The organism is Clostridioides sp. GD02404 (assembly GCF_045898275.1).
In the GTDB taxonomy this organism is placed as follows: Bacteria; Bacillota; Clostridia; order Peptostreptococcales; family Peptostreptococcaceae; genus Clostridioides; species Clostridioides difficile_A.
Genome location: NZ_JBJOCA010000003.1, coordinates 121,851 through 137,783 on the forward strand (window position 1 = coordinate 121,851; position 15,933 = coordinate 137,783).

Sequence of the window (15,933 nt, forward strand, 5' to 3'; positions counted from 1 at the left end):
TAAATCTATTTAATTTTCACTTAAAACTACATTTCTTCCAATCCTATTTTTCATTCTGTAGTGAGTGATTACAGTAAATATTCCACTTCCAATAAGAATCAAGTAGTACATAAACCCACCATATAAAAATACTGCATATCCCATCAAAGATTGAGGGAATACTGATTTGAATATAGTGAAAAATGCCAATTCATTAGCTCCTACATTCCCAGGTGTTGGTATTGGTGATATCGCCATATATAAAAATGCTTGTAGTGTTAATATATAGACGTAACTGTAACCTTGTAAATTAAATGCTTTGTATATCCAAAATGAAACACTAAAGTAAGCACTTAATTGAATAAAAGTTACTATTATAGTTGAAATTAATACTTTTTTATTCTTGGCAAAAAAACTTATCGCTTTACTATAATCATCTATAAAACTTTCTATAGAGTCAATCTTATTATCTAAAAATTTTAAAAATTTAATCTTTGATATATGTTTGATAGAAACTCTCATAAAATATTTTATTTTTTCAGGATTTAAAATAACTAATATTATCATAATTAGGACAAATGAGTTAATAGCTATCCCTAAAAAAACTAAAGGCATAATCATTTTCATCTGTTTTTCTAACATAGAAAAATTCATTAGCACAAGTATTGTACAATAAAAAGTAACTACTATTTGAAAAATAATAGACTTATTGGTAATAACTGCACTTGCCTTACTAAGTGGCATTTTACATTTTTTAAGTACATATATCTGCACTGGTTGACTTCCTGAAGCAAAAGGAGTTATTAAATTATAATAGAATCCCATAATGGCCAACTTAAAACCAATAAATCTAATATTAACTTTGTGAGTACTTTCTATAATTATCTTCATTACTACTCCTTCAAGCATTATATGAGACATTATTGCCAAAGCACCTATGAATAAAAATTTCTTATCTACCATAACTATAACATTTGATAACATTTTAATGTCTAATGTTTTAAACACTAGATAAATCGTTATACCTATTAGTAAAAATAAAAATGTATACTGTAGTAAACTCTTTCTAATATTCTTTAGTTTATCCATTAGAGATAACCATCCTTTTCTCAAGATTTAATACCAAATACCTTATTATTAGTATACACTACGAATATTAATATTTTATAACAAAATACCTTACAATTTTGTCATTCACAAAAAATATTAATCTATAAATTAAATTTTAATATATAGATTAATATTTTACAAACATTTTGTAGATATATATAATATTTTCACTAAATTACACTTCTATTTATTACACCCATTTATATCCTATACCCCATACAGTTTCTATAGTATAAACATCACATTGTTTTAATTTGCTTCGTATATTTTTTATATGTTCTGTAATAGCACTTATATCACTTTCTCCATCAAAGCCATATACTGACTCATATATTCTTTCTTTTGAAAATACTTGCCCCTTATTTTTAGCTAAAAATTCACATATTAAATACTCACTCTTAGTAAAATTAATTTTTTTGCCATCAACTGAGACTTCTTTACCTAAAAAGTTAAATTGAACATTTGATATAGTTAATAAATTTTTTTTCTCTCTATTTTCTCTTCTTAGATGAGCAGTTATTCTAGCCCTTAACTCTCCTACACCAAATGGTTTTGTTATATAATCGTCTGCTCCTATACCAAGACCATACATAATATCACTTTCCATATTTTTAGCTGTCAAAAACAGTATTGGACAATCAACCTTATTCCTTATAGCTTTACATACTTCAAAACCATCAATTTTAGGCATCATTACATCTAATATTATTAGATTAAAAGAGTTAAAATTTATATCCATAGCATTCTCTACATCATTAATTACCTTCACTTCATGACCATCTCTTTTTAATACATTTTCAATCAGCTTTAACATATCTAGCTCATCATCTATTACTAATATCTTAGACATACTAACTCCTCCATTTATATGTTTAATAACATTTTAATCCGTACTTTTAATAAATCTCTTTGCAAATTTACATCTACTATTATACTCCCATATTATAGCTTACAATAACTACTTAATATTTTACAAATAAAATATTTTAGATACAAAAACTTTACATTTCAAGTACTTTGTATTTATTTTATATGTATTTACTTAAATAGCAAAATTTATTTAATAACTTATTATTGTAATATTTTAAATATGTAATAAAATCAATAATAAGAGAACTTCTTCTAAACACATCTTTAATTATTTAAATTGGAGGAAAAAATTATGGATGAAAAGTTAACAAAAAGTAATTATAATGTTCCATTTAACTATGCTCGAGAAAAATTTAAAGAATTAGACCCTCATACAATTAGCAATTTAAGTAATATATCTTTCAACAGTGATTTGAACAGATTCACACTAAATTTTTTTGGTAAACGATATATCATAGATTATCCAAGTGGAGAAGTTTGGAATAATAATGGTAGTATCTGTAAAAACTTTGAACTTAAAATTTTGATAATTAGATACTTAATTAATGCTAAGGGTATTCCTAGAACTAATAAATATGTAACTTTTAAAGAAATACCTGGTGGCAATGTTTACTATCCGAACTTTTTAAACAGAACTCTAGCTAGGCTTTCAGAAGTTTTTACATCTCAAATAGAAAAATATAAGTTAGTTATGGAAAATATGGGAGCTGAGAAAGTAGACATGGGTGATTTAGCCTACAAGTTTACATATATAGGTAATACTTCTATGATATTTATACTTTGGTTTGGAGATGATGAGTTTCCTCCAAATTCAAATATATTATTTGATTCTAATATAATCTATTATTTTAATGCAGAAGATTTGGCAGTTGTTCCTGATACAGCTATAGATGCTATCCTGAATAAAATAAAGCAAACATAAATATCAATAATATCATAATAAAATTTTTTATAGATTTATGCTGAATATAATATGAAATGGAGTCAAAAAAACAACTCAAATACATTGGCTATAGCACACTACTATGAGATATTAAAAAATTTAGAGAGATAATAGTTATATAAAAAATAGTGGCTATTCATTTTTAATAGCCACTATTTTTTAAACTGATTTAGTTATAGAAAATATATTAAGTTAGTTATTATAGCTAATTTGAAGACTTCTGCTTCTCCTCACCTATCTCTAACATAATTTCATAATTTAATTTACTTTTCTTTAAATCAACTCCAGATATACTTTTAATAATCCCACAGTCTAACATTTCATCAAATTTCTTTCTGGATAGACCTAGTTTTTCACGTAATAAGGTTGATACCTTTAGTTGAGACGGATACTTACTTACAACTCTAATTTGTGTAAATTCATTAATATTAATCTCTTGACCTACTATTTTATATTCTGGAATACCAACTTCTGCTCCATTTCTATGTAAAAGTTCTACATTCATAGCATATTGCTTAACAAGATTATTATCATTTGTATGGAATTGTTCTAGTATTTCTGGATTCAAACTTTTTGGATTAACACGAGAATATATAGTTGAGTTCCATGTTGAATCACAATTTGAACACTTATATATTAACCATATATCTAAATATTTATGTTGAGCATTAACTCTAAATAAATCTGAACAAATATATTCAGTCTTTTTTCCACATTTTTTACAATACCTAATTACAGGTAGCTGGGAAGTATACTCTACTTCCCAAAGTATTTCTTGCATAAACAAAATTTCCTTTCTATTAATATTACTAATCTAATAGAAAGTTATGAAAAGGTGGAATATAATCAAGTATTTTTCTCAAAACAAGACCTCCTAATTTTAATAAATTTTAATTTCGCTTATACAAAAGACTATTACTTCTTATTAAGTACTTTACAACTAACTTTGTTACCTAATTGTATAAGTTATTGAAATTAATTAAATTATAACATCCACCTAAAAGAAACTATACCTCAAACACTTTTACCAAAAGAAAATGAGTCAGTATAATTATAAAATTACACTGACTCACTCTTAACTATCTTTTCTTTTTCTCTTGTAATACAATTCTTTGAATGCTTTTCAAAGATAGATAATATTTTTCTGATAAATATTTCAAATCATATCCAACTTGATAATCTTCGTAAATTTGCATATTTCTAATTGATAACTCCTCACGAGTAGATGTATTACTTCCCCATTCTTTTTTATTATTATATTTTCTAGGAATATATATATATTCTCCATCTACATATTCTTGTATCAATTTGAGTAATTCCTCTGGTAATATATGTATTGCTTTTTTATAGCTCATTTTTGCTCTCCTATTAAATATTAATTTTTTATTAGGAATAGCAAAGGGCTATTTATATATTAAATTTTATATTTGCAATAGCCCTTGCTATGCAAAAATAAAGATTAAATCAAACATAAATTCTCACCCCTCCTTACATGTCACAACGATACATACAAGTCTATCAATAGCATAAATGGTTGTCAATCATTACAAATTCTTTATTTATATTTTATATTTTTTCTATCTTTACGACTCATTACACATATAATCAGAATCTTTAATCGATATTAAATCTTTATCTTGATGGACTTATTACTGAACAAGGAACTCCAACTATACATTTTCCACAAATATCACATCCACCTATATAAGAATACTTAGCTTCATTTAACATGCACATCTCATAACACTGATTTCTATCAAACCCATCTTCTTTTAAGGCTCCTTTTACACATTTACTTACACACTTTTTGCAACTGTTATTTTGTTTATATAAACAGTATTCTTGTTCTGGTCTTTTAGTTGGTTCTAACTCTAAACCTGTGATTATACTTCCTATCCTTCCACAACACCCTTTTTCTGTAATAAGCATATTATTTAATCCAAAGGTTCCCAGACCTGCTATGAATGCGATATGTCTTTGTGACCAATCACTAACTAATTTGTTGTTATCAAAATTATATGACCCAGGAATAGCATATGAACTAAATCCTATCTTTTCTAGCTCTTCACATAAAAAATTATTCAAATCTGAAATTAATCTATTAGTTTCTATATATGCTTTTGCCCAAATTTCTGAACATTCAAATCCCCCAATGTTACTATCATTTACACTTTCATCAAAAGGTATAAAATATGTAATTATAGTTTTACCATTTTTCAGAAAGTCTTTTGGCATTGCATGAGATGTTCCTACAACACTTTTTAATTTCTGAAACATATCATCTTCAGCAGATGCATAAGCAAATAAAAGTTCTTGCCATTTTGTAGTTATATTATTTGATTTACAATAATCTTTTACAAAGTTATTCATTAATCTTTCGATTTTATTTTTCATAATATCCCCCCTAGACAATTTTATCTTTCAAGTTTAATGTTATTATTTTATATTATATAATAGTACTTTCCATTATGCTTATCAATTAATATTAAGAAAGCTTCTAATATCCATAAGATACTAGAAGCCTTTTTTTAATTATCTAATCTAATTTATTGAAATTCCTGCACTTGCATATCCTGCTACGGTATTAACTAATGAAAGTCCTGAAGCTGTTGCAGTAAATACTAGTAAGAATCGAGTTTGTGCTGTTGCCGCTATATTTAATCCAGTTGTAATTCCACTAGAAATTGAACCAACTGATAATATTCCTGTAAGAGGTGGAGCCAGTGTAACTGTTGCTCCTGGAACAGCTGTAAATGAGTTATTTGGTGCTGTTGATTCATAAAGTGTTGCTGTGATTGTAATCGTTGAACCAACAAGTGAAAGTGCTGCTGTTGTACTAAAGTAAGCTGAAATAGATGTTATTGTTCCAGCTCTTGGCATTGAGAATGCAAAGTTAGTCAATGTACCTGCTGCATTTGTAAGGTCTATTACTCCACCAACTATACTTAAACCTGGAGCTGAACTACCAAAACCAACAAATCCTGGTGTACCTACTAATCCGCCAACTATAGTTGTAAGTGATAGTGGTATACCTGATGCAAAAGGTATTATTGCACTAGCTCCTGCTATTCCTGTATTTCCTGTTGCTCCTGTTACTCCTGTATTTCCTGTTGCCCCTGTTGCTCCTGTATTTCCTGTCGCTCCTGTTGGACCTACTAATCCATCTGCTCCTGTATTTCCTGTTGCTCCTGTTGGACCTGTCGCTCCATCTGCTCCTGTATTTCCTGTTGCTCCTGTTGGACCTGTTGCTCCTGTTGCTCCATTTACTCCTGTTGCCCCTGTTGCTCCTGTTGGACCTACTAATCCATCTGCTCCTGTGTTTCCTGTTGCTCCTGTTGGGCCTGTTGCTCCATCTGCTCCTGTGTTTCCTGTTGCTCCTGTTGCTCCTGTTGGGCCTGCTACTCCATCTGCTCCTGTATTTCCTGTTGCTCCTGTTGGACCTACTAATCCATCTGCCCCTGTTGGACCTGTCGCTCCTGTTGCCCCTGTTGCTCCTGTTATTCCTACGCCTGTTGCTCCTGTTGGGCCTGTTGGGCCTGTTATCCCTACTCCTGTTGCTCCTGTTGCTCCTGTTGGACCTACTAATCCATCTGCTCCTGTATTTCCTGTTGCTCCTGTTGGGCCTGTTGGACCTGTTGCTCCATTTGCTCCTGTATTTCCTGTTGCTCCTGTTGGACCAATTAGACCTGCTGCTCCTGTATTTCCTGTTGCTCCTGTTGGGCCTGTTGCTCCTGTTGCCCCTGTCGCCCCTGTTGGACCAATTAGACCTGTTGCTCCTGTTACTCCTACTCCTGTTGGGCCTGTTGGACCTGTTGGACCTGTTATTCCTATTCCTGTTGCTCCTGTCGCTCCTGTTATTCCTGTTGCTCCAGCTGCTCCTGTTGCCCCTGTCGCTCCTGTTGCCCCTGTTACTCCATCTTCTCCTGTTGCCCCTGTTGCTCCTGTTGGGCCTGTTATTCCTATTCCTGTTGCTCCTGTTGCTCCTGTTGGACCTGTTACTCCTGTATTTCCCGTTGCTCCTGTTGGACCAATTAGACCTGTTGCTCCTGTTACTCCTATTCCTGTTGCTCCTGTTGGACCTGTTGGACCTGTTATTCCAAATCCTGTTGCTCCTGTTGCTCCTGTTGGACCTGTTACTCCATCTGCTCCTGTATCTCCTGTTGCTCCTGTTGGACCTGTTATTCCTGTCGCCCCAGGTGTTCCTGTTGCTCCTGTTGGACCTGTTGGACCTGCTAATCCGTTTGCTCCTGTTGGACCTGTTGGACCCGTTGGACCTGTTGCTCCAGGTGTTCCTGTTGCTCCTGTTGCTCCAGCTGCTCCTGTTCCTCCAACTGCTCCATTTGCTCCTGTTGCTCCTGTTGGACCTGTTGGACCTGTTATTCCAAATCCTGTCGCTCCTGTTGCTCCTGTTGGACCTGTTATTCCATTTGCTCCTGTTACTCCTGTTGGACCTGTTGGGCCTGTTGCTCCATCTGCTCCTGTATTTCCTGTTGCTCCTGTTACTCCTGTTGGACCTGTTACTCCAAATCCTGTTGCTCCTGTTGCTCCTGTTGGACCTGGTGACCCTGTTGCTCCTGTTGGACCTCTTAATCCTGTTGCTCCTGTATTCCCTGTTGCTCCTGTATTTCCTGTTGGACCTGTTGGGCCTGTTGGACCTGTTGCTCCTACTCCTGGGCCTCTTGGACCTGTCGGACCTGTTGGACCTGTTGCTCCAGTTCTACCCCTTGGACCCATCGGACCGGTTGGCCCTACACATGATGGTGGACATCCATGGTGACAATCACAACTATTAAAATTATCATGACCACCATTGCAATCATCATAGCTATTATTGTCGCAATCATTGTCATCAAATGGGCCAAAATATTTATTTCTACTCATTATTAAAAGCACCTCCTAATATATTTGAGCTTTTAAGCTCTTTATATAATATGTCAAAATTAGTATTATTGTGACTTATCAATTATTTTTTAAGTTTACTAAAATAGGTTTCATTATGCAAAATAGCGCTATCATTAGGTTTGATTTCTTTTGCTTTTTCATGATAATAAATAGCTTTATCTGCTTCTCCTAATCTGTCATAACAAACACTCAATTGTATATATGGTATATATCCATAACAATCATTTGATTTAAATCCTCCATTAATGTCATCTTTATCTCTTGTTAATGCTACCTTATACCAAAAAGCAGACTCTTTATATTTTTGTCTATCAAACATATGCTTTCCTACATCACAGCAAACTTCTGCTCTTGGCTCATCAAATTCAAAACTTCTAAATAAAGAATATAAGGCATTTTTTTCATCATTAATTAAGTAATAACATGTGGCTAAATCTCTGCAAGCACTGATACAATCCTCAATCCAACCTCTAGTTGAGTCTAAAAACTTAGTAAAACCTGCTATTGCTTCCTCATACCTCGCATTATAATAAAGTTCTCTTGAGTAATAAAATTGATGTCTTGGCTCTAATACTTTACCTTCTGAAATCATTTTTTCAAATATTCTAAGATTTCTTAGAGGGTCCTGTCTGTGTAGTTTTTTATGAGATATTGCAATGTCAGAATAAAATAGTTTTCCAACAAGAGGTATTACTTCATGAATAGGGTCAACCCATCTGTAATTAGAACTTCTCTTAAATAATCGTTCTCTATAATATGATAAAGTTGGTTTGCCATTTTCATCAAAAGAAACATTGTATTTTGCCATTACAATATCAATAGAGGTATCTAAGTTTTCCTTAATTTTTAATAAATTTTTTCTATCATCTTCTAAAATTATGTCATCTGCATCAAGCCACATTATATAGTCTTTAGAAGCTTTAGAAAATGAAAAATTTCTTGCAGCAGAGAAATCATCTATCCATTCAAAATCGAATACTTTGTCTGTATATTTTGAGACTATTTCTTTTGTGGAATCTGTAGAACCAGTATCTACAACTATAATTTCATCTACAATATCTTTTACACACTCTAAACATCTTCCTATAACTTCTTCTTCATTCTTAACAATCATGCACAAACTTATTGTAATCATAATGTACAACTCCTTTGTCTTCTATATATTACAGACATAAGTAATATATGGTATTTATCATCAATTTGTTATTGAAATTTCATAAACTTTTAACGACAAAAAAATAGTATATAACTTTATTTATCCAGCATATCTATAGTTCATTTTTATTTAATTCAGAATTCTAATACTTTGATTTGTTTGATATATATTTTTGAGCTATCATAAATATAAGAAATCGTTAAATTTATTCATTATTTATTCATTTATAATAAAAAAATCAAACTAATTTTTATGGGAGGCAAATTATGGAAAGATACTTCGAGGTATTAAAATCTAATGGAGCTGATATCGCTATTTCAATAGACCCTAAAACTATTCTTACAGCAGCATGGACGATTTACAAGTGTCAATTTGGTTGTAACACATTTGGTCATAGCCATTGTTGTCCACCTAATGTTCCAACCTATCAGCAAACACAAGCAATAATAGATTGTTATGACAAGGCTATTCTATTTAGATGTCATGAAATGAGTATTGTTACTCCTTTAGCTGTCAAACTTGCAAGAGAAATGTTTTTAGATGGATATTATAAAGTAATTGCTTTTGGAAGTGGCCCTTGTACAATGTGTGCTAAGTGTAACCCCACTACTTGTAATTTTCCTAACAAAACAGCTCCATCAATGGAAGCTTGTGGCATTGATGTATTTGCTACAGTAAGGTCAAATGGGCTAGAAATAAGTACATTAAGAGAAAAAGGAGAAATTCAAAACCATTTTGGTCTATTGTTGGTTGATTAAAAAACATGGTTATAATTCCAAGAAACTTTTCTTTTTGAAATAAAAAATAACCAAGTTTATCTAAACATGGTTATTTTTTATTATCTATATATTGTAGATTGGATTCTGAAATAAATTTTCTACTCTTCTTTATTCATTATATAATCAATTAGCCCATATTCTTTAGCCTCTAGTGCAGTCATAAAATTATCTCTGTCTGTATCTATTCTAATATCTTCTATTGATTTCCCTGTATTTTTAGAAAGAATTCCATCCAATTTTTCTTTTGTTTTCAACATATGATCTACTGCTATTTTTACATCAGTTGCTTGACCTTTAGCTCCACCCATTGGCTGATGAATCATAATCTCTGCATTAGGTAAAGCACATCTTTTTCCATTTGTCCCTCCTGCAAGTAAAAAAGCACTCATACTTGCAGCCATACCAATACAAATAGTTGATACATCACATTTTACATAATGCATCGTATCATATATAGCAAATCCTGCTGTAACAGAGCCTCCAGGACTATTTATATATATAATTATATCTGAATCTGGGTCCTCTGATTCTAAAAACAGTAATTGAGCTACTACTAGACTTGCAATATCATCATTAATTTCTTCTCCTATAAATATAATTCTATCTTTTAATAATCTCGAATATATATCATAAGACCTTTCCCCTTGACCAGTTTGTTCAATTACATGTGGTACTAAACTCATGCTACTTTCACCTCACAATTAATGTTAAAGTTAAGATAAGAATTGATTTCATCTCTTCTTTGTTTATAGTTAATACTTGTATAAGACATACATTTTGCATTTTGGATTTGATGATTTAGATTTAAAACAAATCTCTGTTGTATAGGATAAAATTCATCTTTATTTCTATATACTTGTGGAGACTCTTTGTATAAGTTTCTAAATGCCAGTGTAAATGATTGATGTGTAGAATATCCTACTGTAATAGCTATGTCTATAATATATTTATCTGTAAATATAAGTTGTCTAGCTGCTTCAGTAAGTCTCCTTCTTTGTATGTATTGATGAATAGTACATCCTACAATATTTGTAAACATTCTGTGTAAATGATATTTTGAATAATTAGCAATATCAGCTATTTTATCTAAATTTAGATTTTCTGTAAGATTTTCTTCTATATAATCAATGATTTCCATAATCACATCTGTATTTGTTTTCAACTCCATCATCTCCTTTTAAGTATTATAACCTATGCAAAAACTTTTTTCTTAATATAAATTGCTATCTTAACTTAGTTAATAGTAACAAAATATCTACAATATAATATTAAACATCTCAATATAAAAATAATAATGATACATTAATATAATAACTATTATTAAAATGTCAACTCGATTGAATCTATTATATAAGTTGCTATAGATTCTATCTATATATCTTGGTTCATATGTATTATTTTACTGAGTATTTTTATACCTTTTTCAATTTCATCGATACTAAGATGAGCATAACCTAGTATAATTTCATGGTCATATTCTAATATATCCTTAATTGCATACTGTTGTATAGGATAAACTTTTATATTTGCTTCAAAAACTTTATTAATTAAGCTTTCTGTAAACTTAATATTATAAAAATGCACAACTATGTGAAGACCTGCTGCCTCACCTTTTATTTTAAATTCATTTTTAAACTCAGTGTTTAATACTTCAATGAGGTGTTTACGTTTTCTATTATATAGTTTCTTCATTCTAAATATATACTTTTCTAAGCTTCCATCTCTAATAAACTCAGCTAGTACATACTGAACTATAGTTTCTGTATGAACATCAGAGTACATTTTTAAAGCTTTATAATCCTCTAAAAGATTGTCTGGTAGTAACATAAATCCAACACGAATAGCTGGAGATAATATTTTACTAAAAGAACCTATATAAATTACTTTTCTTGGATTAAGTTCATAAAGGGAACTAATTGGTGGCCCCTCATATCTAAATTCACTGTCATAGTCATCTTCAATTATATAGTAACTATTCTCTGTCGCACATCTAATAAGTTCTAGTCTTCTTTGAATAGGTAAAATACCTCCTAAGGGATATTGATGAGAAGGTGTAGTATAAACAAAAGAAACATCTTTTACTGATTTTATTAAATCAGTATCAATACCCTTATCATCCACTTTAATTCCAACAACCGAATATCCAGCAGACAAAATAACCTTTAATAATCCTTTATGGATAGGGTCTTCTACAACTACTTTTTTATTGTTCTTATATAAAAGCTGTGAAATTAGAGACAATCCCTGTGTTGAGCCAGAAACAATCATAACATTTTTTGGATTACATCTAATCCCTCTAGTTCGAAATAAGTACTCAGATATTTCTACCCTCAAGCACCATACACCAGCCACACTTCCATATCTAAAATCTGAATCTGATAAATCATATAGTATTTGTTTATATAGCTTTGAAAATTCTTTACGTGGAAATAGTTTTAATTCTGGAATACCAGAACGAAAATCTATGCAATTCTTTTGTTTATTGATGTGCAAATTATCTACACTTTCAAAAGTATAATTTAATTTAAAGTCAACTTTATATTCTAATATTCCTTTAGATACGAATGTACCATATCCATTTTTTGTATCCAAATATCCTTCTGCCATTAATTGATTATATGCATCCAAAACCGTATTACGAGAAACAGATAATTCCTTTGACAACGTTCTAGATGATGGCAATTTTTGTTCAAACTTTAAGGTTCCGTCCAAAATCATATCCTTTATCTTACAATAAATTTGTCTTGATAATGATATATTGCTATTTCTATTAATCGTAATCCACACTTTAATACCTCCAAAAGTGGTTCTATAAAATTGACATAAAAGTGGAACTACAAAATCCACTTTTATCTTGCTAAGATTATATCATAAAATAAAAAATAAAAAGGAGTCTATATTATGCTAGAAATATCAAATAAAGTAAAAGAAATGTATCCTAATATTAAATTTGGAGTTATGGCTATAAATATTACATATTCAAATCCTAATAAAGAAAATTTTCTATTTCTTAAAAACTCTGTAACTGAAACTATCCTTAAGCAAAGACCAGAGTACAATCGTCAAGAAAAAATTAAAACAGAACCCATTTCAAATTACATAAAATATTATAAAAGATTCAAGAAAACTTACCCTGTATTACTTCAATTGGAATCTCTTTTGTTAAAATCAAAAGGTATCCCAGATGTAGGCATAACAGTTGAATCAATGTTTTTAGCAGAATTAAAAAACCTTCTTCTAACAGCAGGACATAACCTTGATAAGATAGAATTACCTTTGAAAATAGATGTAGCAAATGGTGGTGAACATTTTTATGGTATAACCGGAAAAGAACAGGTTTTAACAAAACATGATTTATTTTTATCTGATAATATCGGTATATTATCCAGCATTCTTAATGGACCAGATAATCGAACATCTATAACAAAAGATACTAAAAATATTTTGTATTTTGTATATGGAGTTGATGGAATATCAGAAAAACAAATTCAAGAGCATCTAAGTGATATAAAAGACTATGTCTCAAGTGCTTTTTCAGATTTAAAAGTTAATTCAATAGATATATTTTAGTTAATTCATAAATCCTTCATGTTTAATAAATATTTTAAACAAATAAATTAGTGAAGTATATCTTTTATTAAAACTAGATATACTTCACCAAAATTAATTTCATGCAAATATTACTTATTTTAAACTTTCTTTATAGTAAATACTTTATGGCATTTATCATGTATGTAACTTGCTTTTCTGACTAAATATTTTCATAAGAAACTATTTCACTTAAAGGGACACGAGTTTTTTCATGTCTATCTGGGCTTTCTGGTGTCTTAGATTCATATCCTATCAATAATATATTTACTGGTTCTAAATTATCTGGCATGCTAAACTCTTCTCTAATTACATCTGGATTAAAATAGCACACCCAAACACTTCCTAATCCAAGTTCAGTTGCCTGTAACATCATGTGGTCAGTGACTATACTTGTATCAATATCTGTAAGTTGTTTCCCATCAAAAGGTCTTGTCCAAACTTTTTCCTTATCTCCACACACGATAATAGCTAATGGTGCATCATATATATTAGCAGCCTTCGAAAGTTTATTTAGCCCTTCCTTTTCTTGAATAACAATTAATCTTTGAGGTTGACGATTACCACCAGTTGGAGCTATTCTCGCAACATCTAAAATTTTCTCAAGTTTTTCTTTTTCGACCTTTCTATTTTGATAATTACGACAAGAATATCTTTTTTTTGCAAGTTCAACAAAATCCATTTAATTACCTCCCATCATTTTATTAGGTCAAGTTGATGATTCATTTAACCTATGCTATAATTTTATCACTATAGTTTTATATTACAATAATGCACTTTTTTGTAATATAGTACCTAAAAAGATACTTTAAAATATATGAAAGGAGCTTAAAAATGAAAAAATGTTCTAGTGAATACAGTTGTCCAATAGAAGCAACACTCGCATTGATTGGTGGTAAATACAAGACACTTATACTTTGGCATCTTAAAGATACTATATTGAGATTTAATGAACTAAGAAAATTAATTCCTAAAGCAACTCCTAAAATGTTAACTCAACAGCTACGTGAATTAGAAGCAGATGGTTTAATTATCAGAGTTGTTTATCCTATTGTTCCTCCAAAAGTAGAATATTCACTATCGGATTTTGGAAAGAGTATTATTCCAATTCTAGATTGTATGTGTGATTGGGGTTCTGATTACTTAGAACATCTATAGCTCATTATAGTTTAAATCCCATAGCTAGTTTAACAATCTCCATTTGTTCTCTGGATGTCAACATTTCCAAAAGTTTAAAAGCTACATGTGGAGCAGTTTCTGGACAATATGAAGTTATAATATTTTTATCTACAACAATTGGTTCATTAATTACATTTACATCAAACTCGCTTAATTGTTTTTGCCTTTGACCATTTTTCAAATGATATGTAGTAGCTTTACGATTTTTTAAAACTCCACTTTTACCAACTGGTAATGCCGCCACACAAATAGACGCAATTATCTTTTCTTTTGAATCAAACTCTCTTATTAAGTTTAAAAAAGACATGTTATATGCTTCTTCATAAAATCCAAACTCTTCAAAGCCTCCAGGAATAGCAAGAGCATCATAATCATCAACACATACTTCTTCTATGGTCTTATCAACAAGTATTGGAATATTAAACGTACTTATAACCTTCTTTTTAAAGCCACAAGTTACTACATCGATATCACAATCATAATCATTACGAGCCCATCCCATAACATCTATAAATACGCTAAATTCCATAGTTTCAAAACCTTTTGCTAAAAAAACTAAAATTTTCATATTATATTTTCCTCCTAAAGTTTAGTTAAAATAAAGATAAGTAATATACTTAATATTTAGCTGCTAATATATTTAAAAAATATTTTTACATGTATTAATTTCTTCTTTAATTGTAGATAGAACAATAGTTGTATTAGCTTTCTGAATTCCCTTGATTCTTTTTAATGTAACAGATATAAATTCTTCAAGGTCACTTGTATCTTCTGCTAATACTTTTATCAAATAATCATACTCTCCTGAAATATGATGACACTCCAATACAGTCTCATGTTTCAATATAGTTTGCTTAAAATCTTCCATACTTTCAGATAAATCAGTATTGATAAATATAAAAGCTAAAAGTTTATATTTTGTTTTTTCTCGATTGATTTGGATAGTATACTTTTGAATTATATTTGACTGCTCAATTTTCTTTATGCGTTCTGATACTGCTGGTATTGATAAATTGACTTGCCTGCTTATTTCAGAAGTTGAGGCTCTACTATTCTTCTTTAGAGAATTAATTATTTTTAAATCTATCTCATCTATCGCTACTCACCTCCTTAATTATTTAGTATAATTCTAACTAATAAGTTATATTAAGTAAATAATTTTTATTATTTCAATAAAATTTAATATAATTATATTATTTCACCTTAAAATTTAAGTTTTTTCAAAGTAAATCATATATTATACCTAAGATTATCTAAGATTTAATTAATGTTATTATTTTTGTTATTCATAATATATTACTTATTTTTACAATAATAAAAAGCACTTCATAATTTATGAAGTGCCTTTACTATACATTTAACTTTTTCATTCATTTATATATGTCATACACAAATATTTTATTTATTATAATCTTTAATATACTACT

17 protein-coding genes and 1 pseudogene are annotated in these 15,933 nt (G+C 30.0%); 4 read left to right on the forward strand and 14 right to left on the reverse strand.

All coding sequences use genetic code 11. From position 1 onward, the window contains the following. Positions 1–9 precede the first annotated feature (9 nt). Positions 10–1,068, reverse strand: a complete 1,059-nt coding sequence (locus tag Q3287_RS03330; RefSeq protein ID WP_054277672.1) for a lysylphosphatidylglycerol synthase transmembrane domain-containing protein — start codon at positions 1,066–1,068, stop codon at positions 10–12. Between the two features lie 211 nt (positions 1,069–1,279). Next, a complete protein-coding gene (locus Q3287_RS03335) occupies positions 1,280–1,939 on the reverse strand; it encodes a response regulator transcription factor (protein WP_054271759.1) in 660 nt (219 codons plus the stop codon). A gap of 312 nt (positions 1,940–2,251) precedes the next feature. Here Q3287_RS03335 and Q3287_RS03340 point away from each other — a divergent pair, with 312 nt between their 5' ends. Next, on the forward strand, positions 2,252–2,881 hold the full coding sequence (locus tag Q3287_RS03340; RefSeq protein ID WP_407963522.1) for a DUF3786 domain-containing protein: 630 nt from the start codon (positions 2,252–2,254) through the stop codon (positions 2,879–2,881). 226 nt (positions 2,882–3,107) lie between these two features. Here Q3287_RS03340 and Q3287_RS03345 read toward each other — a convergent pair whose 3' ends face one another. The 5 genes from Q3287_RS03345 to Q3287_RS03365 all read right to left on the reverse strand — a co-directional run bounded on the left by Q3287_RS03345 (position 3,108) and on the right by Q3287_RS03365 (position 8,939). Further along, positions 3,108–3,683 (reverse strand): DUF1062 domain-containing protein, encoded by a 576-nt coding sequence (locus tag Q3287_RS03345; RefSeq protein WP_407963523.1) that lies wholly within the window; start codon positions 3,681–3,683, stop codon positions 3,108–3,110. A gap of 298 nt (positions 3,684–3,981) precedes the next feature. Beyond that, positions 3,982–4,257, reverse strand: a complete 276-nt coding sequence (locus Q3287_RS03350) for a CD3324 family protein (protein ID WP_054277675.1) — start codon at positions 4,255–4,257, stop codon at positions 3,982–3,984. 277 nt (positions 4,258–4,534) lie between these two features. Beyond that, the gene (locus tag Q3287_RS03355) at positions 4,535–5,296 is read right to left on the reverse strand and encodes an epoxyqueuosine reductase (RefSeq protein ID WP_407963524.1); all 762 of its coding nucleotides are present in this window, start codon (positions 5,294–5,296) and stop codon (positions 4,535–4,537) included. A gap of 147 nt (positions 5,297–5,443) precedes the next feature. Further along, positions 5,444–7,324: an exosporium glycoprotein BclB-related protein gene (locus tag Q3287_RS03360; RefSeq protein WP_407963542.1), complete on the reverse strand. Its 1,881-nt coding sequence runs from the start codon at positions 7,322–7,324 to the stop codon at positions 5,444–5,446. Positions 7,325–7,865: 541 nt separating this feature from the next. After that, the gene (locus tag Q3287_RS03365; RefSeq protein WP_054277678.1) at positions 7,866–8,939 is read right to left on the reverse strand and encodes a glycosyltransferase family 2 protein; all 1,074 of its coding nucleotides are present in this window, start codon (positions 8,937–8,939) and stop codon (positions 7,866–7,868) included. A gap of 287 nt (positions 8,940–9,226) precedes the next feature. Between Q3287_RS03365 and Q3287_RS03370 the strand changes: the two genes are divergently transcribed. Beyond that, the gene (locus Q3287_RS03370) at positions 9,227–9,718 is read left to right on the forward strand and encodes a DUF2284 domain-containing protein (RefSeq protein WP_054277679.1); all 492 of its coding nucleotides are present in this window, start codon (positions 9,227–9,229) and stop codon (positions 9,716–9,718) included. Between the two features lie 119 nt (positions 9,719–9,837). On the opposite strand, the gene clpP is transcribed toward Q3287_RS03370, so the two are convergent. The 3 genes from clpP to Q3287_RS03385 all read right to left on the reverse strand — a co-directional run bounded on the left by clpP (position 9,838) and on the right by Q3287_RS03385 (position 12,526). Next, positions 9,838–10,422 carry an ATP-dependent Clp endopeptidase proteolytic subunit ClpP gene (gene clpP, locus Q3287_RS03375; protein ID WP_054271767.1) on the reverse strand — a complete coding sequence of 195 codons (585 nt, stop codon included), beginning with the start codon at positions 10,420–10,422 and terminating at the stop codon, positions 9,838–9,840. Then, a complete protein-coding gene (locus tag Q3287_RS03380; protein ID WP_054271768.1) occupies positions 10,419–10,901 on the reverse strand; it encodes a helix-turn-helix transcriptional regulator in 483 nt (160 codons plus the stop codon). Before Q3287_RS03380 ends, clpP begins: the two co-directional genes overlap by 4 nt. Positions 10,902–11,110: 209 nt before the next feature. Next, positions 11,111–12,526: a PLP-dependent aminotransferase family protein gene (locus tag Q3287_RS03385; protein ID WP_407963525.1), complete on the reverse strand. Its 1,416-nt coding sequence runs from the start codon at positions 12,524–12,526 to the stop codon at positions 11,111–11,113. A 114-nt stretch (positions 12,527–12,640) separates the two neighbouring features. Here Q3287_RS03385 and Q3287_RS03390 point away from each other — a divergent pair, with 114 nt between their 5' ends. After that, on the forward strand, positions 12,641–13,309 hold the full coding sequence (locus Q3287_RS03390) for a phenylalanine--tRNA ligase beta subunit-related protein (RefSeq protein WP_407963526.1): 669 nt from the start codon (positions 12,641–12,643) through the stop codon (positions 13,307–13,309). 181 nt (positions 13,310–13,490) lie between these two features. On the opposite strand, the gene Q3287_RS03395 is transcribed toward Q3287_RS03390, so the two are convergent. Next, a complete protein-coding gene (locus Q3287_RS03395) occupies positions 13,491–14,009 on the reverse strand; it encodes a nitroreductase family protein (RefSeq protein ID WP_407963527.1) in 519 nt (172 codons plus the stop codon). A gap of 152 nt (positions 14,010–14,161) precedes the next feature. Here Q3287_RS03395 and Q3287_RS03400 point away from each other — a divergent pair, with 152 nt between their 5' ends. Next, entirely contained in the window at positions 14,162–14,485 is a 324-nt protein-coding gene (locus Q3287_RS03400) for a helix-turn-helix domain-containing protein (protein WP_054277684.1), read from the forward strand. Between the two features lie 4 nt (positions 14,486–14,489). Here Q3287_RS03400 and Q3287_RS03405 read toward each other — a convergent pair whose 3' ends face one another. From Q3287_RS03405 to Q3287_RS03415, 3 genes and pseudogenes are all read right to left on the reverse strand, one after another. After that, a complete protein-coding gene (locus Q3287_RS03405; protein WP_407963528.1) occupies positions 14,490–15,074 on the reverse strand; it encodes a DJ-1/PfpI family protein in 585 nt (194 codons plus the stop codon). A 72-nt stretch (positions 15,075–15,146) separates the two neighbouring features. Beyond that, on the reverse strand, positions 15,147–15,467 hold the full coding sequence (locus tag Q3287_RS03410; protein WP_407815432.1) for an Lrp/AsnC family transcriptional regulator: 321 nt from the start codon (positions 15,465–15,467) through the stop codon (positions 15,147–15,149). Then, positions 15,468–15,602: pseudogene (locus tag Q3287_RS03415) on the reverse strand (Lrp/AsnC family transcriptional regulator); the annotation flags it as partial. Positions 15,603–15,933: the final 331 nt, after the last annotated feature.

Bases quoted from the DNA above. Each gene is read 5' to 3' on its own strand.
- Q3287_RS03330 (WP_054277672.1), bottom strand. From the start codon at position 1,068: ATGGATAAACTAAAGAATATTAGAAAGAGTTTACTACAGTATACATTT.
- Q3287_RS03335 (WP_054271759.1), bottom strand. From the start codon at position 1,939: ATGTCTAAGATATTAGTAATAGATGATGAGCTAGATATGTTAAAGCTG.
- Q3287_RS03340 (WP_407963522.1), top strand. From the start codon at position 2,252: ATGGATGAAAAGTTAACAAAAAGTAATTATAATGTTCCATTTAACTAT.
- Q3287_RS03345 (WP_407963523.1), bottom strand. From the start codon at position 3,683: ATGCAAGAAATACTTTGGGAAGTAGAGTATACTTCCCAGCTACCTGTA.
- Q3287_RS03350 (WP_054277675.1), bottom strand. From the start codon at position 4,257: ATGAGCTATAAAAAAGCAATACATATATTACCAGAGGAATTACTCAAA.
- Q3287_RS03355 (WP_407963524.1), bottom strand. From the start codon at position 5,296: ATGAAAAATAAAATCGAAAGATTAATGAATAACTTTGTAAAAGATTAT.
- Q3287_RS03365 (WP_054277678.1), bottom strand. From the start codon at position 8,939: ATGATTACAATAAGTTTGTGCATGATTGTTAAGAATGAAGAAGAAGTT.
- Q3287_RS03370 (WP_054277679.1), top strand. From the start codon at position 9,227: ATGGAAAGATACTTCGAGGTATTAAAATCTAATGGAGCTGATATCGCT.
- clpP (WP_054271767.1), bottom strand. From the start codon at position 10,422: ATGAGTTTAGTACCACATGTAATTGAACAAACTGGTCAAGGGGAAAGG.
- Q3287_RS03390 (WP_407963526.1), top strand. From the start codon at position 12,641: ATGCTAGAAATATCAAATAAAGTAAAAGAAATGTATCCTAATATTAAA.
- Q3287_RS03395 (WP_407963527.1), bottom strand. From the start codon at position 14,009: ATGGATTTTGTTGAACTTGCAAAAAAAAGATATTCTTGTCGTAATTAT.
- Q3287_RS03400 (WP_054277684.1), top strand. From the start codon at position 14,162: ATGAAAAAATGTTCTAGTGAATACAGTTGTCCAATAGAAGCAACACTC.
- Q3287_RS03405 (WP_407963528.1), bottom strand. From the start codon at position 15,074: ATGAAAATTTTAGTTTTTTTAGCAAAAGGTTTTGAAACTATGGAATTT.